The following is a 20,728-nucleotide window of genomic DNA, read 5'->3' on the forward strand; positions in this document are numbered from 1 at the left end:
GGCCTCCCGTGGCGGCGCCTGCATGCTCGCGCGTTGAATCCAGCTTCTCCCATCGCTGAGCGAAGCACTCTTGTTGCCTTAGCGGCTCCCTTTGTTCTTTCGAAGCGCGTCCGTTATTTCCGCTCTCGCAACGCCGATCAAGGTTTCCATCGCCTTTCTGGCTGCGACTGGATCGCGAACGCGTATCGCTTCCAGAACGTCCTGGTGCTTTTGAATGGCCTGTTCGTGAGACTGACTGGCGCGGTTCGTGAGGCGAAAGCTCGCAAGGAGGGCGGCACGAATGGCGCTCGCAAACTGCCTGAAGACCCAGTTACCACTGGCATTGATGATCGCTGTGTGGAACTCAAGGTCCGCCCGGCTCCATTCCTCGTTGTCACGGGCGTTTGCATCGACCATGTCCTCGAATGCCTGGGCAATTCGGGCCAGCTGTTTGGCGGTTGCCTTTGTTGCCGCATGCTCCGCAGCGGCGGGTTCGAGCAAATGACGGGCGTCGATCAGTGACGTATAAAAGGACTCATCGCCACCGAGGGAAAGCATTACGTCAAGAACGAGCGGATCCAGGTAGTTCCAGTTTTCTCGCGGAAGCACCGTGGTTCCGGCTCGGGTTCTGGACCGGATCAACCCGATTGCCGATAGATACTGCATGGCTTCGCGCAACGTCGTTCTGCTGACGCCGAATTGATCGGTCAGGTCCGCTTCATTGGGGAGCGTAGAACCCTCAGGCAACGCGCCGGAGACAATCCGTTCTACGAACTTGGAGAGCAATGCCTCGCGAACGGAACGCTTGCCGCGAGATGCGATCTCGATGCCCCCGTCGGTGAGCTTCCACTCGTTGCGTGAGATTGTCACTGGCTGCCTCCCATAACCCCTATTGCGGCTTATCCGAAACTTGCGACGACCGGAAACTCTTTTTCAGGCCTTGTTTCTGTGCGCCGCGTCAATTGGGTTGTAGCACACGAAAAGAGCCGCCCGCCATATCTTTAAAAAAATAAATCCTATTTATATTGACAATAATCATACCTAACTTAAATTCGCCTGGTCGGTTGGCTCCGCCATGGAGCCTGTCGTTGAAGATAACGGGAGGGAGCAATGAAGCTCATCGTACGCGCCGCGATCCTGGCGCTCACCACAATTGCTGGATCACATGCCACGTCAGCTTTCGCGCAAGACAAGGACCTGAAGGTCGGCGCCATCTACATGGATGCTCAGGGGTTTTATGCAGGTGTTCGCAAAGGCATCCAGACCGGCGCGAATGATGCCGGCCGCAAGCTGGACATCATCGAGACCAACGCTCAGGGTGATGTAAGCAAAGAATCTTCGTTCATCGACTCTCTGATCTCATCGGGCGTGCAGGCCATCATCGTATCGCCTGTCTCCGCCGATGGTTCGAATCGCGCGATCCGCCGCGCTCATGAAGCCGGCATTCCGGTCGTCTGCTACAACACATGCCTCAACGACGCCGACATGAAGGAATATATCTCGGCCTACGCTGTCGGCGATCCCTATGATTTCGGTCACAAGCTTGGTGATGCTGCAGCCGACTACTTCATCGCGGAAAAGAACGATGCGCCGAAGATCGCCGTCCTGAACTGCGAATTCGTGGAGGTGTGCGTGACTCGCCGCAAGGGCTTTGAGGAGGCACTGAAGGCAAAGGTCCCAGGCGCACAGATCGTCGCAAACCAGGAAGGCGCTGTCCTTGACAAGGCGGTTTCGGTAGCAAGCACGATGCTGTCGTCGAACCCTGATATCGATGCCTTTTTCGGCGAGGCAGGTGGTGCAACACTCGGTGCCGCTCGTGCGGTAAAGAGCCAGGGTAAGACCGGAAAGGTTGTCGTCTTCGGTGGCGACATGACGACCGAGATCGCTCAGGAGCTGGCCGACTTCACCGTCATCAAGGCCGTTGTCGATATCTCCGGCCAAGGTCTCGGGAAGCTTGCGCTCGCTCAGGCCATCAAGTCGATCGACGGGCAACCGCCGGAAGGCATCAAGGTTGCCTACAACATCGATCTCTACAAATCTTCCGAAGACGGCAAGGCGTGGCTGAAGGCCCACTCCGACGGCATTCCGTAAGCTCACCTCCCAAGTCACGAGCGTCGAGGCCACCGGACGACCGGCGGCGCCTTTTCGGAGGTGGAAATTGAATGACACAGACATCGCGAACGGCCGAACTCGCTTCCCATCCGATCGCATCGATTGCGGGGTGCACACGTCAATATCCTGGCGTGCTAGCTCTCGACAACGCATCGTTTTCAGTAGCGGCCGGAGAGGTGAGGGCGCTACTTGGCAAGAACGGCGCGGGCAAATCGACGCTGATCAGACTCCTCACTGGAGCTGAAATCCCCGATAGCGGAACCGTGATGATCGACGGCGAGGAACTGCGACACTCGGGATCCAGCCGCGCTCAGGATGCATTCGAAAAGGGTGTTCGGGTCGTCTACCAGGAACTGAGTCTCGTTCCTGGCATGACGCTTGCGGAAAACCTATTCCTTGGCCGTTGGCCGAGGAAGGGCGGTGTCATCCAATACGCCGACATGGAAGCGGAAGCATCCGCGGCCATGCGACGACTAGGGCTCAACCGTACCCCCAATGCCCTGGTTGCAAGCTTGAGCCCGGCTGAGCGCCAGCTCCTCGAGATTGCTCGCGTCCTCCTTGGACGGCCGAAACTCGTCATTCTCGACGAGCCGACCAGTTCGCTTGCGGCCGCCGAAGCCGAGAAGGTGATGGCGGCGGTGACCCGCATCGCTTCGGAAGGCATCGCGGTCATTTATGTCAGCCATAGAATGAACGAGATCCGCCAGATTGCGCATTCAGCCACGATCATGCGCGATGGGCGCATCATCGATACTGTCGACGTCAAGGGCGCCGATACTCGAGAGATCGTTCGGCTCATGCTTGGCGCCGAGGCTTCAAAGGCAGCGGCATTGGACAATCGAAGCCAAGAGAACACCGTTCTGGAAGTTCGAGACATCGCCCTGGCGCCCAAGCTGACTTCCGTTTCCTTTCAACTCAGGGCTGGAGAAGTGCTCGGGATTGCCGGGCTTCTAGGCTCCGGGCGGACAGAGCTCCTTCAGGCAATCATGGGCGTCCGCTCCTACGATCACGGGCAAGTCCTCGTCGACGGTCAGGCCGCTCAACCCGGCCGGTACAAAAGAATGATTGCCATGGGCTTCGCCTATACGCCCGAAAGCCGGAAAGAAGAGGGGATCGTTCCTCTTCTCGGTGTCGATGAGAATACGCTTTCGACAAATTTTGCCGGCGTCAGCAAGCACGGAACCCTATCTGCCAAGATGATGGCGGATGCCACCCGCAAGGTGATCCAACGCCTGCATATCAAGACAGCCCAGACGAACACCCCGATCGGCACGCTGTCGGGCGGAAACCAGCAAAAGGTCGTTATCGGCAGATGGGTTTACGCCAACAGCCGCGTCCTGCTCCTAGACGAGCCCACCAGAGGCGTGGACGTCGAAGCGAAGGCTCAGATCTACGCCATCATTCGTCAGCTTGCAGCGGAAGGGCGGAGCGTGATCTTCGTTTCCAGCGAGATTGAGGAACTGCCGCTCGTCTGCGATCGAGTGCTGGTCCTCAGGGACGGGACCCTCAAGGAAGAATTCAAATCACCCAAGATCGATCAGGACGCCTTGATGGCCGCCTGCATCGCCGGACATTGAGGGAGAGACGCGATATGTCACTCGACCAGACTGCAAAGTCGGAATCGGCGACCGAAGGAACAAGATCTCGTTTCTCGTTGTCGCAACATATGAACGAACTCAGTTTGTTCGTTGCGATCGTAATACTTTACGTCGTTTTTACAGCCACCGCGAACGGTTTCCTTTCGTTCAATAACCAGATCAACATCCTCCGAGACGCGGCTACGATCGGGATCGCTGCGTGGGCGGCTACGCTCATTATCATTGCAGGTGAAATCGACGTCAGCGTCGGTCCGATGGTGGCGTTCATTTCAGTCGTGCTTGCGTTTCTGCTTCAGTGGGGCGTTCCGACTCCGATCGCCTTCGCGCTTGCGATTTTGGTCGGTGCTATGCTTGGTTCGATCGCCGGAGCTCTGCGAGCATACTTCGATGTTCCGTCCTTCGTTGGCACGCTCGGTCTGTGGAGTGCTCTTCGCGGGACTGCTTTGTTCGTGACCGATGCGCTGCCCGTTTCTATCGGTCGCAACGATACCCTGGACGCCCTTGATCGTTCGTTTCTTGGCATTCCGCCTGCCGCAATCATCATGCTGATCTTGTTTGCGGTGTTCACCTTCATCAGCCGAAAGACAGCTTTCGGCAGGTCCGTTTTCGCAATCGGCGGCAATGCTCACGCAGCGTTTCTGAGCGGCATCAGTGTTTCCAAGATACGCGTCGCGCTGTTTGCGATCGCCGGTGCAATGGCGGCAATTTCCGGTATTCTCCTGCTCTCACGACTAGGATCGGGCAACGCGACCGCAGCGACCGGCCTCGAGTTCGACGTTATCGCAGCAGTCGTGGTCGGAGGAACTTCGCTGTCTGGCGGGCGGGGCTCGATGCTTGGCACGCTTCTGGGCGTGCTCGTTATCACCCTCATCGGTAACGGCCTTGTCCTGCTTGGCATCAATCCTTTCTTCCAGCAGGTTGTGCGCGGTCTGATCATCGTCATCGCGGTGCTCGCCAACATCCAGGCGATCAAGCGCAGCATGTCCCGTAACAAGAGCTGATCTCATGTCCATTGTAAGCCTTGAGGCAGGGCCGCTGTCTCTTCGCGTCTCGACAAGAGGAGGGCTTGTGCTCGGCTTTTGGCGAGATGTCGGGTCGGCCAGGACAGCGCTTCTGCGTCCCTGTCTGTCCGACGACGTCGATGCGCTTAGCTCTTCCTGCTACCCGCTTGTGCCATTCGGCAACAGAGTGAAAGACAATAAATTCTCGTTTGAAGGAAGCGACTTTCACTTCCGCCTGAACACGGATTGGGACAAGCACTATCTGCACGGCGAAGGCTGGCAGGCGGACTGGTCTATCGGACGGAGGACACCGACGTCGGTTGAACTGGTGTTCGCCCACGAGGGCCAAGGCACCCCATACGAATACCAAGCCCGGCAGCGCTTCGCCCTCGACGAACAAGGGTTGACCATGACGCTTGCGGTCGAAAATCGTGGCCAACGCTCACTGCCGTTCGGACTCGGCTGGCATCCTTACTTTCCGATGACGCCGAAGACGACGTTGCTTGCTCCGGCTCGCAAGTTTTGGACGGAAGTCGAAGGATGGCTGCCAGGCCACCAGACCGAAATACCGAAGGAGCTGGATTTTAGTTCTCCGGCGTCGCTGCCCCAACATTGGGTCAACAACGGGTTCGAGGATTGGAGTGGTGAAGCACTCATCACTTGGCCGGAGCGGAATACATCGCTCCACTTAACTGCCGACGCCATTTTCAAGCACGCCTTTGTGTTCGTATCAGATACGACTTTCGATACGAGCTTCAAGCGTGACTACTTTTGCTTTGAGCCGATGAGCCATCTGGCCAACGGCCACAATATGCCCGACCTTGGCGGTCTCAAGGTTTTGAAATCCGGTGAAGCCATCTCTGGCAGCATCCACATGCGCCCCTCCAGCATCTGATATCGATTACCGGAGTTCCCAATGCCTGCGAGTGACCGTTACGATTACATCATCGTTGGTGGAGGAAGCTCCGCCTGCGTCGTCGCCGAGAAACTGGTGCGCGAGGGCAAGGCGCGCGTCCTGCTTCTGGAGCGCGGACCCGCAAAAGCCAATCCGATCATGAGCTTTCCAGCCGGGTATATGAAGTTCCTTGCCAAAGACACATATCTCGCCATGCATCAAACCAAGCCGCAGCCCCAACTGGACGGCCGTGGTCCCATTGTGCCGCAGGGCAAGGTTCTAGGTGGCGGCAGTGCCGTCAACGCGATGGTCTACATGCGCGGACAGGAGGCGGATTTTGATCTTTGGAACGAACTGGTCACGCCGAAAGGATCCAATGACGGCGCCTGGTCCTACGGCGACCTGCTTCCATATTTTAAGGCGCAGGAGGACAATGATCATCTTGCCGGCGACTTCCATGGTGTCGGCGGGCCGCTGAAGATCTCACATCTTGGACACACAAGTGCGATGACACGGACCTACGTGAAAACCCTGCAAGCCATGGGAATCCCCTACAACCCGGACTTCAACGGCGCACATCAGTTTGGCGTCGGATTCATGCAGCATACCATAGACTGGAAGACCAGAAGGCGGTCCAGCGCCGTTGATGCCTTCCTCGCACCGGTGATGAGCGATCCGCTGCTGACCATCGAGACGGAAGCGACCGTCACCTCGATCAGGATGGAAAGCGATCGCGCCACTGGCGTCGATTACATACGCAACGGGAGCCGGAAATCCGCGAGCGCGGGGGAGATCATTCTTGCCGCTGGAGCCTACCAGACGCCAAAACTCCTGATGATTTCTGGTATTGGACCGGATGACGAACTCACCAAGCATAATATCCAGAAGAAAGTCGTGCTGCCTGGCGTCGGCAAAAACCTGCAGGATCATTACGAGTGCCCGGTCGTTGCAACCACGAAGGGGGCGTTTGGCTATTACGGTGCGGACCGAGGCTGGCCGATGATCAAAGCTGGGCTGCAGTATCTCATGTTCAAGACGGGTCCGGTGTCGACGACTGGGGTGGAGACCTGCGCGTTCTACGACCCTGACGGCAATAACGATCGACCGACGATCCAGATGTTCTGTGTGCCGACCGTCTACCTGGACCGGGACGTCATGGGCACCGAACCCGGTGATGGCGTCACGATCAACTCGCTTCTGCTTCGTCCAAAGGCGAGAGGATCGGTGACGTTGGCCTCAAGCGATCCATTCGAAAACCCGATCGTCGACACGCAGATCTTCGGCCATCCCGATGACCTGCGCCTGACCATTGCAGGGTTCCGGTTCGCCCGGACGGTTCTCGAAGCGTCCCCCATGCGTGAGCTGATCGAAAAAGAGATATTCCCTGGCGCGGACGCGACAAGTGACGAGGCCCTCGCCGCTCATTGCAAGCGCACTGTTAAAACCGGCTATCACCCTGTCGGCACGTGCAAGATGGGTCAAGACAGCGACCCAGATGCGGTCCTGGATTCCAGCCTCAGGGTCTGGGGTACACGAGGCTTGCGGGTCGTAGACGCGTCTCTGATGCCAACGATCGTCAGCGGCAACACCAACGCTGCCGTCATGGCTGCGGCAGGCAAAGCTGCCGGCCTTATCCTCGCATAGACTGGGCATATCATGAAATTCACAAACTACAGGCCATCGCTGGATCAATTGGAATCGCCCCCGTAGGAGATAGGTCTGTTATGCGATCGTCGGCTGCGATATTCTCGACCGATGAAACTCAGTCAGACCATACGGTTCGCTACAGCCGAGGACGGCACCCGTATTGCCATGGCCTCTTGCGGGCAGGGTCAGGTGATCCTGCGGGCGGCGCACTGGCTGAGCCATGTCGATTACGATCTCGAAAGCCCGGTGTGGCGGCCGTGGCTCCAGGCACTGTCCGCCCACAACCGGTTTGTACGCTATGATCCGCGCGGCTGCGGCCTGTCGGACCGGCATGTCTTTGACCTCTCGGTCGAAGCGTGGCACGCCGACCTTGCTGCCGTGGCGGCGTCGATCGAGGAGCCGCGCTTCGTCCTCCTCGGTCTTTCGCAGGGCGGCGCGCTCGCTATCGCATATGCCCTCAAATATCCCGAGCGAGTATCGCATCTGGTGCTTTTGAACGCCTATGGTCAGGGTGCCCGCGCCAGAGCTCAGACCGAGGCGGAGCGGCTGGAAGCCGAGACCCTTGTCAATTTCGTTCGCGTCGGCTGGGGACGCGACAATCCGGCGTTTTGCCGGTTCTTCACCAATCTCTTTATCCCCGACGGCACGCCTGAACAGCATCGCTGGTGGGGCGATCTCGAGCGGCAAACGGCAACGGCCGACGTCGCCGCACAACTGCTTTGGCAGATGCAGGGGATCGATGTGCTGGATCTTGCGGCGATGCTGAGCGTTCCGACGTTGATCGTACACAGCCGCGGTGACATGCGCGTGCCGTTTGATCAGGGTTGCAAGCTCGCCGCCGCGATTCCGGGCGCGAGCTTCGTGCCGCTTGAGAGCAAGAACCATGTGCTCTTGCCGGACGAGCCCGCGTGGAATGTGTTTCAAACGGAACTTGCTGCCTTTCTCGGGCAGGATCGGTCGGTGCGGCCGCGTGCGGTCAGTGAGGCCGGTCTGACACCCGCCGAGGCCGCCCTTCTCGACCTCGTTGCGGAGGGGCTAGACAACCGCGCGATCGCAGAACGGCTTGGCAAGAGTGCAAAGACCGTGCGAAACCAGCTGTCGGTGATATTCAGCAAACTCGGCGTGCATAGCCGCTCGCAAGCGATCGTCGTCGCGCTCTCCCGATAGTCCCGCTTCTGCAGGTGGATAGACCTCCTCCGATGCCAATGGGACATGTGTCCCTCCAAGGAGCGGGATTTCTTCGCAGACGCGGGACAACCGCCTCATGCCCGCCGAGACGGCAAGCTTCATCCTCGGCGTCACGGATGGCAGGACGCCATCCGAGCACCGGGAGGAATTCACGTGACGGAAATAAACGAAACAACGCTCAATGAACTCGTGGGCCGCGTCCTTGGCGACCTTGGCGGAGCGGTCAGCGTACCTCTGGTCCGGATCGGGGATGCTCTTGGGCTGTACAGGACGCTGAAGGAGACCGGGCCGGTGAAGGCCGACGAACTTGCCGATGCCTCGGGATGCGCACCTCGTTATGTGCGCGAGTGGCTGGCGGCACAGGCTGCCTCCGGTTATGTGCACCATGAGCGAGGATTGTTCTCGCTGACGCCCGAACAGGCCTTCGTGTTTGCCGAGCCGGACAGCCCGGTCAATCTGATCGGCGCGTTCGATACCGCTGCTGCGATGGTCGAAAACCAGCCGAAGGTGCAGTCCGCTTTCAAAACCGGCCGAGGCGTTGCCTGGGGCGATCAGGCTGGCTGCATGTTCTGCGCCGTCGCGCGGCTATTTCGCCCAGGTTATGTCAATGCCCTTGTGCAGGACTGGCTGCCGGCGCTTGACGGTGTCCTCGACAGGTTGAAAGCCGGTGCGAAGGTGGCGGACGTTGGATGTGGGCACGGGCTATCGACGATCCTGATGGCGCAGGCGTTTCCCAATTCCCGGTTCGTGGGCTACGACTTCCATCCGGGCTCGATTGCCGCTGCAACCGCGCACGCCCAGGCACACGGGTTGACGAACCTGCACTTCGAAGTCGGCAGGGCGCAGGATTTCGACGGGCGAGATTTCGATTTGATCACCTGCTTCGACTGCTTGCACGACATGGGCGACCCGAAAGCCGCTGCGGCTCATATCCGAAAGGCGTTAAAGGAGGGCGGTGCGTGGATGGTGGTCGAACCAATGGCCGGAGATACGCTGGAGGAGAATATCAATCCGGTTGGACGGCTCTATTACTCCGCCTCGACGATGATCTGCGTTCCGACCTCGCTTGCGCAGGAGACAGGGCTGGCACTCGGTGCGCAAGCGGGAGAGCGGCGATTGGCCGAGGTGATCCGCTCAGGCGGTTTCACTCATATCCGGCGTGCAGCCCAGACGCCCCTCAACATGATCCTCGAGGCCACCTGACAGGTCGCGCCTTCTATTGGAAATGTCGCGCCACATTCCAGGCCTCGTCAGGAAAGTCAACGAGTGAGGTGGCTGGCTTGCAGGAGCACGCCAGCCACCTCAACTTCAGCGACGGCGGTAAACCGTGCATCTGATTGCCGGTCTGTTCGAAGTATTCGCTGAGCCCGTTCGATGCCCTGAACGATGCCGACGCGACGGTCCTGCTCGAAAAACACTCGATCGCTCCGGATGAGACGTTCTGTCAATGCGCCCAGCCTCCTGAAACTGCGAGACGCCATTTTATCGGCCAAGGACGCACGACTTCGGGACGTCTTGCAGGAGATCATGGGCACACAAAACGCGTGAAGAGCGGATTCGAACCGCACTATAAGTTCGACCAGCGCTGTGGACTTGCCGTGCGTCATTCCATTGCCTTCAACCGAATTCCGGGACCACCGACCCCAGAGTAATCGCCATCGAGGAATATAACCCCTGCTTCTTCTAAAACTGTCCGAATGGCTGCGATTGTCCTCGGCTTCAGATCCTCGCCGCGCTCAAATCTCACGATCGTATTTGTTGAGACAGCGGCTGCATCGGCGAGTTGTTTCACGCCCATCTCCAGCGCGGTTCGCGCCATCTTACACTGAATAGGCAACAAAATCGCTTCCCCATATCGAATTCGCCTTGACATGGCGATTTTTGCGTCGTATGCACACTTTGCGGGGGCTACCTCCCGCGCGAGCTGATTCTATCAACGGCGACTATAGCCTAGCTCAGTGCTGAAGCGCGAGGGCGGCGTGAGACGTCGTCGGGACAGGGCATTCATGGAACTACGCCAGCTCTCCTACTTCGTCGCGGTGGCCGAGGAACTGCACTTCGGCCGGGCGGCAGCCAAGGTGCGCATCGCCCAGCCGGCGCTTTCCAATCACGTGCAGGCGCTGGAGCGGGAACTCGGCTGCGCGCTGTTCATCCGCTCGACCAGGCGGGTGGAACTCACCAGGGCAGGGGAGATCTTCCATGAGCGCTGCGTCGGGATCTTGAGCGAGGTCGATGTGTCCGCCGAGATCACCAGGGCGGTGGCCGGCAAGACGATCCGGCAGATCAGGATCGGCACCGTCTATCCGGCGACCACCGGCGTGCTGCCGGCGTTTCTTGGAAAGATCGCCCGCAAGTACCCGGATATCCGCATTCATATATCAAGCGGCAATACCGGCGACATCATCCGCGGCCTGGAAAACGGCCAGATCAATCTCGGCTTCATCCGGCCGGTGGAAAACATCGGCTCGTTGCGCTTCTCCTCGATCGCCCATGAGCGGTATCTGCTGGCGGTGGCCAGGACCAACCGGCTGGCGGAGCGGGCGGAGATCGCCATCGACGATCTGCGCTCGGAAAGTATCATCGCCTTCAATCGCAAGAACCTCTCCTACACAGAGCGGTACTTCAACGAGAAGTTCGAGGAATATGACCTGACCCGCAACATCGCCTATAGCTGCGATGATACCTATTCGCTGGTGTCGCTGGTCTCGGCAGGCCTTGGCATCGGCTTTGCGCCGGAATGGACCGAGGGCCTGCCAAACCGGGCCTTCGAGCTGAAGGCGGTGAGGGGTATCGACTTCCGGATCGGGCTGGGCGTTGCCTGGAGCAAGGAGGATCCAACCGCCTCGCGCGACGACATCGTCGATATCGCGAGGTCGTTGGCGCGGCCGGGCAGGTGAGGCGAGGGGTATCGCGGGTACACCCCAAGCGGAACGGCTTGCCGGGGGCAGTCGGTCCCGGGTTCCGCTCGTTCCCGAGCGGCGCTCCGCTAACCCTCCTGCGGCTGCCCTTTTAACCGGTCAAGCCGTGCGCGAACTGGCGCCGGCGCGGACGCGCCTTCGCCTGGTATGCTCATTGTTTGGAGGAGCGTCCTTGCCGAGGCAGGCACGATCTCAAGAACAAGAAGTGCTGACAGTCGCAAGTTCGGCATTTGATTCACGACGTACACGCGATAGCACATCGAGCGGTCCGTCTTCTGCTCCCACATTGTTCTCGCCGCCCTGATCTGTGATCGCCTTTCCATGGACAAGCGAAGGGATCTCGCGGTGGAAGACCTTGAGACAGCTATCGCGACCGTTCATGCAGAGCCGAGGCCGATAGCCCTTCAGGCAAGCAGCACCCCAAAACACGCGCCGCCAATTGCGGCCCGTCCATCTTCCTCGTATCGAGGAGATCATCGAGCCGGAAAGCCGCCATCTGCTCTGCGGCGGAGGCTTGCATGGCTTGGCGAGGACGTGTCCGAACGGTTGGGCGTCGTTCCAGCGCAGTGCACGCGTCCTCGTCACCGCCGTCCCAAATACGCCTGCCGGGCCTGTACCGACAGCGTTGTTCAGGCTCCAACGCCTGACTATTGCGAGGTTTCCAGATGGCGATCGCCGCGCAGAAGATTCAGCCAGGCCCGGGCCGCTTTCTCCCCGCCTGTGCCCCCGAAATGGCAATCGTCGTAGCGGTCGTCTCCATCGAGTAACGCATCAGAATTTACCCCCTCTCGGATACCATGGCTGCTTTTTGACAGGGCCAGTTGCGCCCGTACGATCGCATTGTCTGGAATATGCTCCTTGAAGCCGCCGTTGCTCGGTTCGAGGCATTTCGATGCAATCGAAATGTAAACGGGTGCTTCGACGCCGTGCTGACGCAACGTGTCAACCATCGACATGAAACGTTCCTGGTAGGCCTTCGCAGTGGTGCCCATAACGAGGTCCGCCTCTCCTTGCACCCAGAGGACGTTCGTTATCCGGTAACCGGAACCCTGAAGCTGTTTCACTGTATCGACTAGCACGGGATTGAAGTCACCACCTGCCGCCCATCGTGCGACCTCAGATCCGGAATATGCGAGAGGTGCGAGGATGACGTTGTCATTTTGACCCGATGCTATCAAATTGTTCCCAAGAAGCGTCCAATACTCTCCCCTCGTATTGGTCGATCCAAGAAGTGGCGACGCCGCGATGAAGCAGCGTTTGTCAAAGGCGTTTACAACGCGAGCGCCATAATTCGAGCGGTGCCGTTGTCCACCGTAGTTGGCCGCGTTCGATTGGCCAAGAATGAGTAAGACAGCAGTTCGGTCAGTCTGAGGCGGGCAGGCCACAAGCGTTTTTGATTCATCCCCGATCAGTCGTTCGTTGTCGTCGAACGTATAACGGCTTGGAGCCGTCGCCTTCTCTCCGCCAACCATTTTCTTCAGCGCGGAAAGTTGTGGCCAAGGAAAGATCTCATGTCTCGCGCTCATGCCGCCCAGAACATACATGGCGATCAAGGCGGCCAAGCCGACTGCCATTGTTTTGAGCATGTCGTTGCCTTTTGAATGTCAACCGATGATTTGGAGCCTCCGGCGGGCCGAGCTATCCTAGCGTGGACATTGGCCCGAATGAAGGCATGTCTGTATCCCCGCAATATGTTCCTCGCAATCACTACCGGCCACCTGATAATCGGGGCATCGACATCGTCGCCGAGTGATCGAGCCAGCCTGTGCTTTTCCTGACCGCTCACCACAAGCATCAGCGGAGGGAAGTCTTCGCTTTATCCCGACTCTTTGCATTGTTCGTTTCCAACACGGTTCGGCGACTTGGCAATTCATCAGGGAGGTTCTGACTGGAGTCGGCAACATTGCTAGAACCTCCCTGACGTCCTTTCAACAAGCATCAGGACAATCTAGGCCCGATTGTGCCGAGGGAAAGCCGGACCTAAGTCGGACTAGCGACCCTAGGTCTCACTGTTCATCTCGTTGGCATGGATCATGATGTTGCACTCCTTGCCCGCGGCTTCAGCAGATCGTCGAACAGATCCCGGTCGCCATCGCGGGTCAGGAACTTTGGCAGTTCCGATCTGAGCCAGGCTGCCAGTCCTGCGCCGATCTGCACATCGCGATCATTCTCCAGCCGATGCAGCACAAGTGCGCCGATCAACACCTTGCGGCGCGTATCGATGGCGCGTTCCTGTTTGCCGAGCCGGATCTGCAATGTCTTTCGCTGGGCTTCCAGCTGCGCCAGCCGTTCCCCAATGGATTTACGTGCCACTGTCATTGTCTCCCTGTTCCACAATCAGCGATCGGCCGAACGGCATCAGGACAATGACCGCACACGATCGCATGCGCAGATGCTGCGACGATGGGTGGCATGTCGGCTACTCGCAAATCTGCGCGTGGAAGCGACGGGCTGAACGGCTTACGAGGTCATCGGGAGATTGCCGCGTGCTCCCACCAGTGCCCGAAGGAGCCAAGCGACGAAGGCACAAGGGCGCACTTACGAGTTGCCGGGCAACTCAAAGCGCGGGCCGGCGGCCCGCTAACGAAGGGGACAAGCGATGGCGATCTATCATCTCAGCATGAAGCCGATCGCCCGCAGCGGTGGCCGCAGCGCCGTGGCGTCCGCCGCCTATCGCGCCGCCGAGCGGCTGACCAACGAGCGCGATGGGCTGACCCATGATTTTAGCAACAGGAAAGGTGTCGAGCATGCCGAGATCGTCTTGCCGACTGGGTCTTCCGCCTATTGGGCGATGAAGCGATCGGCCTTGTGGAATGCCGCCGAGCGTGCCGAGAAACGCAGCGACGCCCGTATCGCCCGGGAATTCGAAATCGCCCTGCCACACGAATTGAGTTCCGATCAACGCCTGGTGCTGACGCGGGCCTTTGCCGAAGATCTCGCCAATCGCTATGGCGCTGCTGTCGACTTTGCGATCCATCGGCCGGGTGGGGGAAGCGATATCCGCAACAGCCATGCGCATTTGATGATGACGACGCGTGAGGTGAGGGAAACCGGTCTTGGCGACAAGACGCTGCTTGAGCGGGAAAACAGATGGCTTCTCGCCAATCACCTGCCGCCATCGCAACTGCAGCTGAAGGATCTCAGACAGGCGTGGGAGCATCTTGCCAACACGCACCTTGAGAGGGCCGGCCACGATATCCGCATCGATCATCGCTCGCATCTGGAAGCCGGGATCACGATCGAGCCGACCGAACATGTCGGTGTGCATGCCACTCAGATCAATCGGCAGGGTGGCGAAGTCTCACGCGTCCGCATCTCACCGCAATCGGCCGAGCGCAATGCCGAGACCATTCGCCGGCGCCCTGAAGAGATCTTGAAGCTGATTACCAACGAGAAAAGCGTCTTCAGCCGCTATGACATTGCCAGGGCTCTGCATCGCACCATCAACGACGATCCGCAGACCTTCCAGAATGCTTTTGCCGCGGTCATGGCGTCGAAGGCACTTGTCGAGCTCAGACCCGACAGTTCAAGCGTTCGCGGCCGTGACGGCGAGGCACGCTATTCGACGGTCGAGATGGTGGCGATCGAAGGGGCGATGGCAACAGCCACTGTTGCGATGAAGGCGTGCCAAAACCACGGTGTGGCGAAGCGCAATGTCGATGCGGCCATCGCCGATCAGGACAGATCGATCCAGGCGGGAAATCCTTCACCGGGGCAGGGGCTGTCGGCGGAACAGCGCCAGGCGATCGAGCATGTCACGGGTCCAGGTCAGATCGCCGTGGTGATCGGTTTTGCCGGTGCCGGCAAGAGCACGATGCTGGCAGCTGCCCGCCAGGCCTGGGAAGCGCAGGGCTATCGCGTTCATGGCGCGGCGTTGGCCGGCAAGGCGGCGGAAGGCCTGGAGCAATCGTCCGGGATCGCGAGCCGCACCCTGGCGTCCTGGGAATACAGCTGGCAGGCCGATCGCGGTCGGCTCAATGCTCGTGACGTCTTCGTTATCGACGAGGGTGGCATGGTCGGCAGCCGGCAGCTCGCCCGCTTCGTCGACGAGGTCAAACGGGCCGGCGCCAAGCTCGTCCTGGTCGGTGACCATGAACAGCTTCAGGCAATCGGAGCGGGCGCGCCGTTCCGGGCGATCGCCGAAGCCGTCGGCCATGCGCAACTGTCGGAAGTGCGACGTCAACGAACCGATTGGCAAAAGCAGGCTTCGATTGACTTCGCCTCGCATCGGACTGCCGACGGGCTTGCTGCCTACCAAGCACATGGCAACATCCAGCTGAAAGCAAACCGCGACGACGTGCTGAAGGCGATCATTGCCGATTATGTCGCTGACCGATCGGCCAATCCCAACGACACGCGCATTGCCATGGCCCATCGACGGATAGATGTGGCTGCCATCAATGCCGGCATTCGCTCTCGGTTGCAGGAGCGCGGTGAGCTGGCAACGGGCAGCAACCCGCCTGGCGATAAAGGTGAGGAACTGAGTTGCCAGACCAGCAATGGGAAGCGATCTTTTGCGCCAGGCGACCGCATCGTCTTCCTGGAGAACGATCGTGATCTCGGCGTCAAGAATGGCATGCTGGGCGAGGTGATCGCCGTCGCGCCGGACGCAATACAGGTTCGGCTTGACGGCAAGGCGCAGACGCAAGATGGGCAACGCCAGGTGATCATTCCGGTGAACAGTTACCAGGCCTTTGATCACGGCTACGCGACGACGATCCACAAGACGCAAGGCGCTACCGTCGACCGGAGTTTTGTTCTGGCGTCGACGACGATGGACCGGCATCTGACCTATGTGGCGATGACCCGTCATCGCGAGGCGGTGCAGCTCTATGCCGGGCTGGATGCGTTCAAGACAGTGCGCTCCCTGACAGAGACACTGAGCCGCTCAGGCGTGAAGGAGACGACGCTTGACTATACCCATGACTTTGCCAATCGGCGCGGCATGGAGGATCGCCGGGGGCAGGGCGACGGCGCCGTCGCACCTGCGGTAATCACCAAGGAGGCGGAGCGCATCGCGGACACTGCGGTTCCCAAGCCAATGCAGGAGCCGCGGCCGCCTACACCGCTCGCGGCCCGCAGCATCGCCGATGGCGGCTCTTCGCACCAAGACCGCAATGACGATGAACGTGACGATGAACGTCGCGTGCTCATTGCGGCCGTGAAGACCTATGCGATGAGCGTCGAAGCGGTTGGACGGTCAAAGGCGATGCCGGCATTCGAACGTGATTGGGCCGCGGCAAAGCAGCTTGCGCCGCAGGTGTTCAACGACGCGCCAGCGGCCATGGACGTGTTGCGCGGCCGCATCCTGGATGAGAACGCAGATCCGGTCGCGCTTGCCAGTCAACTCAGCGCTTCGCCCGAAACGATCGGCGCGCTGGCTGGCAAGACCGGCCTGTTCGGAGACAACGCCGAACGCAAACAAGCGCTTTCGCGGATCGATGCGCTGGCTTCGCATGTTCGCCAATCCGCCAACACCTGGCAGCGTCGCCTTGCGGCCGAATGCGGCTCGGAGCGCTGGAAGCGGGAAAAGCAGGACGTCGTCGAGGTTCTGGGGCCGAGCCGCCGGAGCGAAGCGCTGCTGCGCCAGCTCGACGATCTCCCCTATAGCGACAAGGCCAAGTTCGTCGAGCGACTGGCCGGGACACCGGAGGGGCGTCAAGCGCTTGCCGAGGCAAAGGACATCGCTACTGCGATCGAAACGCGCTTCGGTCGCGCCGATCCCTCAGATCTCGCGGATCAGCTGAAGCGAGTGGGACCGGATCGGGATGGTGACGTCGAGCGTATCCGCGAGGTTGCTCGCCTTGCCGATCGTAGTCATCGTGCGGAGCTCACCCAGCAGATGGAGTTGAAGCGGTCGCTTTCGCGGGGCAAGAGCTTGGGGCTTGGGATGTAGATGTTTGGGTCGGACCAGGGATTTCGAGGAGGCTCAGGCTGGCGATAGACCGCTTCCGGTGTCTCGGAAAAGTCGCGCCAGACCTTGTCGCGGCGGCGAGCTCCTTGAGGCCTCGACCAAAGGCCTCGATTGTCAGCCACCCGTCGTAGCCGCTCGCGCGTCGCGCCTTGAACCTCTCTGCCCAGGGAATGTTGCCGCCGGGTAAGCGGCGGTCGTTCTCCAAAATGTAGACATGCACGATGCGGTCACTGTTTCGCGTGAACGCGCCGATTGGATCTGTCTCTTCGATTTTGCTGTGGAACGTGTCGTACATGGCGCGGATATGCGGATGTCCGACCGCATCGATATGGGCCGCAAGATCGTCCATCGTGTTGAACAGAGCATTCGAGGCGATTCAGCGCCTCAAGCCCGATCGTTACGCTGTGCTTTGCTGCATGATCGCCGATCGCGTGTTGTGAGGAAACCGAGCGCTTGAGTTCCGCCGCGCTCGGCCGGCTTCCCGAATTTTGCCGAGCGTCGAATGCCGCGGGCCGCTCAGCATCGTCGTGCCGAGCGCGTCGCTGCAGTCGATGGCCCATTTCACGTAGTCGATGCCGCGTCTGCGGTGCGCTCGCTCAGCGCATAGCCGAAGGCTTTGCTCTTGGCGGGCTATGTGGTAGGAGCGGGCCATGACATCATTGATCGATTTCAATTGCCAAGGCTGCGGAGCCTGCTGCTCCTATTCGCCGACCTGGCCCAGATTTTCCACGGAAACCGACGCTGCTCTCGATTTGCTGCCAGCGCATTTCGTAGCTGCGAACCAGCAAGGAATGCGTTGCGACGGTGCGCGCTGCTCCGCATTGGTCGGTCGCGTCGGTTCAGAGACATCCTGTCAAGTGTACGATCTTCGGCCTGATGTCTGCCGCGCCTGCGTCCCAGGGGATGACGCTTGCTTGACCGCGCGCGCGTTCTTCGGGCTCGGTAAGCCAGGTTTGCCGCCCAGTGACATCGATGCGGAACCGCCAATCAACTGAGGCGGGGTTCCGTCCGGCTCCTCTTCGCCTGTCGACTTTACTCCAGCGATTGTCGTCCGAAAGGTCAGCCGAAGGTAAGGCCCGGTGGAGTCATCCGATGTGGACTATCTGCCTAGTAGCGCGACAAGCGATATCGGCATTTCGACCGCGAAAAAATCCAGCGCCGCACCGATAATCATCAACCACACGACCATCAAGAAAATGAGCGCTGCAATCCTGATTTCTACAGGCTGCATTATTTGCGCCGTCCCAGCATATACGTCCCCCCGAGACAAAACCCCTGTTATCCCTCGTGCAAATTCCCTATGGCGAGGGATGATGCGCAACGGTCGAGAGCGTGGGCGCGTGCGGCGCCGAACTCTTCGCTTTCTCGAAACTGATGTCGCTTTGACCGATCAAGTCGCTGGACACAGCTCTGTCGCTGCGTTCGAGATGATGGCCATCAAGGAAGGAGCGGTAGGCATCTGCGATGCCCTCTTTCAGACCTATCTTAGGAGACCAGCCGAGACTGCGGAGCTTGTCGACGCTCAGGAGTTTACGTGGCGTGCCATCTGGCTTGGTGAGGTCGCGGGTGATCTTGCCTTCGAAACCAACGATCTTGGAGACGAGGTATGCCAATTCGAGAATGGTAATGTCTTCGCCACAACCTACGTTCACATGACTTTCGGCGGAATAGGTTTTCATGAGATGGAGGCAGGCGTCGGCGCAATCGTCAACATGCAGGAATTCGCGCCGCGGCGTGCCCGTACCCCAGACGCATATCTCTTGCTGCTCGCTGACCTTGGCCTCATGTGTCTTGCGTATGAGCGCCGGCATGACATGGCTTGACCCGAGGTCAAAATTGTCGCCTGGACCGTAAAGATTGGTCGGCATGGCCGAGATGAAATCTCTACCGTGCTGTTTGCGATAGGCTTGGCAGAGCTTTAATCCGGCAATTTTGGCGATCGCATACCATTCATTGGTGGGTTCAAGCGATCCGGTCAGAAGTGAGTCCTCAACGATCGGCTGGTCGGCGAATTTCGGATAGATGCAGGACGAGCCCAGAAACATCAGTTTTTCGACGTGAGTTCTATGGGCTGCGTGGATGACATTCGCTTGGAGAATCAAGTTGTCGTAAAGGAAGTCGGCCGGATAGGTAGCGTTCGCGAGAATACCGCCGACCCTCGCAGCAGCTAGGAAGACAGCATCGGGACGATGCTTACTCATCCAGGCCTCCACCTGGTCCTGCCGTCTGAGGTCGACCTCGGCGCGGGTGGACGTCAAAATTTCGCAGCCCTCGGAAGCGAGACGCCGCACGATCGCAGAGCCCACCATGCCGCGGTGGCCCGCGACATAGACCCTCTTTCTGGTAAGGCTGTAGATCACCTCAGGCATGGGCAAAACCTTTGGTTACACCGACCGACGGAACATTTCGTGCCATGACTTTCAGATCCGCGCGAACCATCTCCGCAATCAGTTGATCAAGACTGGTCTCATGTTTCCAACCAAGCTTCGTGTGCGCTTTCGTCGGATCGCCGATCAGAAGATCAACTTCAGTCGGGCGGAAATAAGCGGGATCGATCTCCACCACACACTGACCGGATGTCTTGTCGTATCCCTTTTCCTCAACTCCGTTCCCACGCCAATCAATCGGCATGCCCACCTGGGCAAAGGCCTTGTCAACGAAGGAACGAACCGAGTGCGTTTCGCCGGTCGCAAGGACATAGTCCTCCGGTTCATCCTGTTGCAGCATCAGCCACATGCCACGGACATATTCTCGTGCATGTCCCCAGTCGCGCTTGGCGTCCAAGTTGCCGAGATAAAGCCTTTCCTGCAGTCCAAGATGGATCGCCGCAGCCGCCCGGGTGATTTTGCGCGTCACGAATGTTTCGCCGCGGATCGGGCTTTCATGATTGAACAAAATGCCGTTCGAGGCGTGCATGCCATATGCCTCGCGATAATTGACCACAATCCAATAGGCGTAGAGCTTGGCCGCAGCGTAGGGTGATCGAGGGTAGAAAGGTGTCGTTTCGCTCTGCGGGACTTCCTGGACTTTGCCGTAGAGCTCTGAGGTCGATGCTTGATAGAAGCGGGTCTTCTTTGTCAGCCCCAGGAGGCGAATGGCTTCAAGTAGCCGAAGGGTGCCGGTTCCATCGGCGTTAGCCGTATATTCCGGGGTCTCGAAAGAGACTTGAACGTGGCTCTGTGCGGCGAGATTATAGATCTCGTCCGGCTGCGTTTCCTGAACCACGCGGATGAGGTTCGTTGAATCGGTCATGTCCCCGTAATGCAGAATAAAGCGAGGATTTTCGACATGGGGATCCTCGTATAGATGCTCGATGCGACTGGTGTTGAAGGACGATGAGCGTCGCTTGAGGCCGTGAACAATATAGCCCTTCTCCAGGAGCAGTTCGGCCAAATACGCACCGTCCTGACCTGTTATGCCTGTAACCAGTGCAACCTTATTTTCGTTTTTCATGCGGTCTCCGTAATTTATTTCGG

At 59.2% G+C, this 20,728-nt stretch carries 17 protein-coding genes and 2 pseudogenes; 11 read left to right on the plus strand and 8 right to left on the minus strand.

Annotated elements, in window-relative coordinates:
- Positions 1-78 precede the first annotated feature (78 nt).
- Entirely contained in the window at positions 79-849 is a 771-nt protein-coding gene (locus tag AC25BC_RS33500; RefSeq protein WP_012760147.1) for a FadR/GntR family transcriptional regulator, read from the minus strand.
- A gap of 240 nt (positions 850-1,089) precedes the next feature.
- On the opposite strand from AC25BC_RS33500, the gene AC25BC_RS33505 reads away from it, so the two are divergent.
- The 7 genes from AC25BC_RS33505 (at position 1,090) to AC25BC_RS33535 (ending at position 9,623) form a co-directional block, all read left to right on the plus strand.
- Positions 1,090-2,070: a substrate-binding domain-containing protein gene (locus AC25BC_RS33505; RefSeq protein ID WP_128439921.1), complete on the plus strand. Its 981-nt coding sequence runs from the start codon at positions 1,090-1,092 to the stop codon at positions 2,068-2,070.
- A 71-nt stretch (positions 2,071-2,141) separates the two neighbouring features.
- On the plus strand, positions 2,142-3,668 hold the full coding sequence (locus tag AC25BC_RS33510) for a sugar ABC transporter ATP-binding protein (protein ID WP_012760145.1): 1,527 nt from the start codon (positions 2,142-2,144) through the stop codon (positions 3,666-3,668).
- Between the two features lie 14 nt (positions 3,669-3,682).
- Positions 3,683-4,690: an ABC transporter permease gene (locus tag AC25BC_RS33515; protein ID WP_017997120.1), complete on the plus strand. Its 1,008-nt coding sequence runs from the start codon at positions 3,683-3,685 to the stop codon at positions 4,688-4,690.
- A 4-nt stretch (positions 4,691-4,694) separates the two neighbouring features.
- Positions 4,695-5,585, plus strand: coding sequence for an aldose 1-epimerase (locus AC25BC_RS33520; protein ID WP_128439920.1), 891 nt, complete (start codon positions 4,695-4,697; stop codon positions 5,583-5,585).
- A gap of 21 nt (positions 5,586-5,606) precedes the next feature.
- On the plus strand, positions 5,607-7,229 hold the full coding sequence (locus AC25BC_RS33525) for a GMC family oxidoreductase (RefSeq protein ID WP_128439919.1): 1,623 nt from the start codon (positions 5,607-5,609) through the stop codon (positions 7,227-7,229).
- Positions 7,230-7,340: 111 nt separating this feature from the next.
- Entirely contained in the window at positions 7,341-8,399 is a 1,059-nt protein-coding gene (locus AC25BC_RS33530; protein WP_128439918.1) for an alpha/beta fold hydrolase, read from the plus strand.
- A gap of 174 nt (positions 8,400-8,573) precedes the next feature.
- Positions 8,574-9,623, plus strand: coding sequence for a class I SAM-dependent methyltransferase (locus AC25BC_RS33535; RefSeq protein WP_017997123.1), 1,050 nt, complete (start codon positions 8,574-8,576; stop codon positions 9,621-9,623).
- Positions 9,624-9,679: 56 nt separating this feature from the next.
- On the opposite strand, the gene AC25BC_RS33540 is transcribed toward AC25BC_RS33535, so the two are convergent.
- The gene (locus tag AC25BC_RS33540; protein WP_128407259.1) at positions 9,680-9,868 is read right to left on the minus strand and encodes a hypothetical protein; all 189 of its coding nucleotides are present in this window, start codon (positions 9,866-9,868) and stop codon (positions 9,680-9,682) included.
- 155 nt (positions 9,869-10,023) lie between these two features.
- Positions 10,024-10,239 carry a transcriptional regulator gene (locus AC25BC_RS33545; protein WP_171815749.1) on the minus strand — a complete coding sequence of 72 codons (216 nt, stop codon included), beginning with the start codon at positions 10,237-10,239 and terminating at the stop codon, positions 10,024-10,026.
- Positions 10,240-10,426: 187 nt separating this feature from the next.
- On the opposite strand from AC25BC_RS33545, the gene AC25BC_RS33550 reads away from it, so the two are divergent.
- Together AC25BC_RS33550 and AC25BC_RS33555 are read left to right on the plus strand one after the other, a co-directional pair.
- Positions 10,427-11,317 carry a LysR family transcriptional regulator gene (locus AC25BC_RS33550; RefSeq protein ID WP_128439917.1) on the plus strand — a complete coding sequence of 297 codons (891 nt, stop codon included), beginning with the start codon at positions 10,427-10,429 and terminating at the stop codon, positions 11,315-11,317.
- Positions 11,318-11,674: 357 nt separating this feature from the next.
- Positions 11,675-11,983: pseudogene (locus tag AC25BC_RS33555) on the plus strand (IS66 family transposase zinc-finger binding domain-containing protein); the annotation flags it as partial.
- Between the two features lie 2 nt (positions 11,984-11,985).
- On the opposite strand, the gene AC25BC_RS33560 reads toward AC25BC_RS33555, so the two are convergent.
- The gene (locus AC25BC_RS33560; protein ID WP_128439916.1) at positions 11,986-12,924 is read right to left on the minus strand and encodes a sialate O-acetylesterase; all 939 of its coding nucleotides are present in this window, start codon (positions 12,922-12,924) and stop codon (positions 11,986-11,988) included.
- Between the two features lie 445 nt (positions 12,925-13,369).
- Positions 13,370-13,657, minus strand: a complete 288-nt coding sequence (locus AC25BC_RS33565) for a mobilization protein (RefSeq protein ID WP_487778598.1) — start codon at positions 13,655-13,657, stop codon at positions 13,370-13,372.
- 280 nt (positions 13,658-13,937) lie between these two features.
- On the opposite strand from AC25BC_RS33565, the gene traA reads away from it, so the two are divergent.
- On the plus strand, positions 13,938-17,234 hold the full coding sequence (traA, locus tag AC25BC_RS33570) for a Ti-type conjugative transfer relaxase TraA (protein ID WP_128439914.1): 3,297 nt from the start codon (positions 13,938-13,940) through the stop codon (positions 17,232-17,234).
- Here the strand turns inward: traA and AC25BC_RS33575 are convergent.
- Positions 17,156-17,847: pseudogene (locus AC25BC_RS33575) on the minus strand (sugar phosphate isomerase/epimerase family protein); the annotation flags it as partial. The gene traA and the pseudogene AC25BC_RS33575 overlap by 79 nt on opposite strands.
- Positions 17,848-17,902: 55 nt before the next feature.
- Between AC25BC_RS33575 and AC25BC_RS33580 the strand changes: the two are divergent.
- Entirely contained in the window at positions 17,903-18,247 is a 345-nt protein-coding gene (locus AC25BC_RS33580) for a YkgJ family cysteine cluster protein (RefSeq protein WP_017997131.1), read from the plus strand.
- Between the two features lie 303 nt (positions 18,248-18,550).
- On the opposite strand, the gene fcl is transcribed toward AC25BC_RS33580, so the two are convergent.
- Together fcl and gmd are read right to left on the minus strand one after the other, a co-directional pair.
- The gene (gene fcl / locus AC25BC_RS33585; RefSeq protein ID WP_017997133.1) at positions 18,551-19,621 is read right to left on the minus strand and encodes a GDP-L-fucose synthase; all 1,071 of its coding nucleotides are present in this window, start codon (positions 19,619-19,621) and stop codon (positions 18,551-18,553) included.
- Positions 19,614-20,705: a GDP-mannose 4,6-dehydratase gene (gene gmd / locus AC25BC_RS33590; RefSeq protein WP_012760133.1), complete on the minus strand. Its 1,092-nt coding sequence runs from the start codon at positions 20,703-20,705 to the stop codon at positions 19,614-19,616. Before gmd ends, fcl begins: the two co-directional genes overlap by 8 nt.
- Positions 20,706-20,728: the final 23 nt, after the last annotated feature.

This window comes from Rhizobium sp. WSM409, from assembly GCF_057653825.1.

Coding starts and splice junctions, on each gene's coding strand:
- AC25BC_RS33505 (WP_128439921.1), top strand. CDS start 1,090: ATGAAGCTCATCGTACGCGCCGCGATCCTGGCGCTCACCACAATTGCT.
- AC25BC_RS33510 (WP_012760145.1), top strand. CDS start 2,142: ATGACACAGACATCGCGAACGGCCGAACTCGCTTCCCATCCGATCGCA.
- AC25BC_RS33515 (WP_017997120.1), top strand. CDS start 3,683: ATGTCACTCGACCAGACTGCAAAGTCGGAATCGGCGACCGAAGGAACA.
- AC25BC_RS33520 (WP_128439920.1), top strand. CDS start 4,695: ATGTCCATTGTAAGCCTTGAGGCAGGGCCGCTGTCTCTTCGCGTCTCG.
- AC25BC_RS33525 (WP_128439919.1), top strand. CDS start 5,607: ATGCCTGCGAGTGACCGTTACGATTACATCATCGTTGGTGGAGGAAGC.
- AC25BC_RS33530 (WP_128439918.1), top strand. CDS start 7,341: ATGAAACTCAGTCAGACCATACGGTTCGCTACAGCCGAGGACGGCACC.
- AC25BC_RS33545 (WP_171815749.1), bottom strand. CDS start 10,239: ATGGCGCGAACCGCGCTGGAGATGGGCGTGAAACAACTCGCCGATGCA.
- AC25BC_RS33550 (WP_128439917.1), top strand. CDS start 10,427: ATGGAACTACGCCAGCTCTCCTACTTCGTCGCGGTGGCCGAGGAACTG.
- AC25BC_RS33560 (WP_128439916.1), bottom strand. CDS start 12,924: ATGCTCAAAACAATGGCAGTCGGCTTGGCCGCCTTGATCGCCATGTAT.
- AC25BC_RS33565 (WP_487778598.1), bottom strand. CDS start 13,657: ATGACAGTGGCACGTAAATCCATTGGGGAACGGCTGGCGCAGCTGGAA.
- traA (WP_128439914.1), top strand. CDS start 13,938: ATGGCGATCTATCATCTCAGCATGAAGCCGATCGCCCGCAGCGGTGGC.
- AC25BC_RS33580 (WP_017997131.1), top strand. CDS start 17,903: ATGACATCATTGATCGATTTCAATTGCCAAGGCTGCGGAGCCTGCTGC.
- fcl (WP_017997133.1), bottom strand. CDS start 19,621: ATGCCTGAGGTGATCTACAGCCTTACCAGAAAGAGGGTCTATGTCGCG.
- gmd (WP_012760133.1), bottom strand. CDS start 20,705: ATGAAAAACGAAAATAAGGTTGCACTGGTTACAGGCATAACAGGTCAG.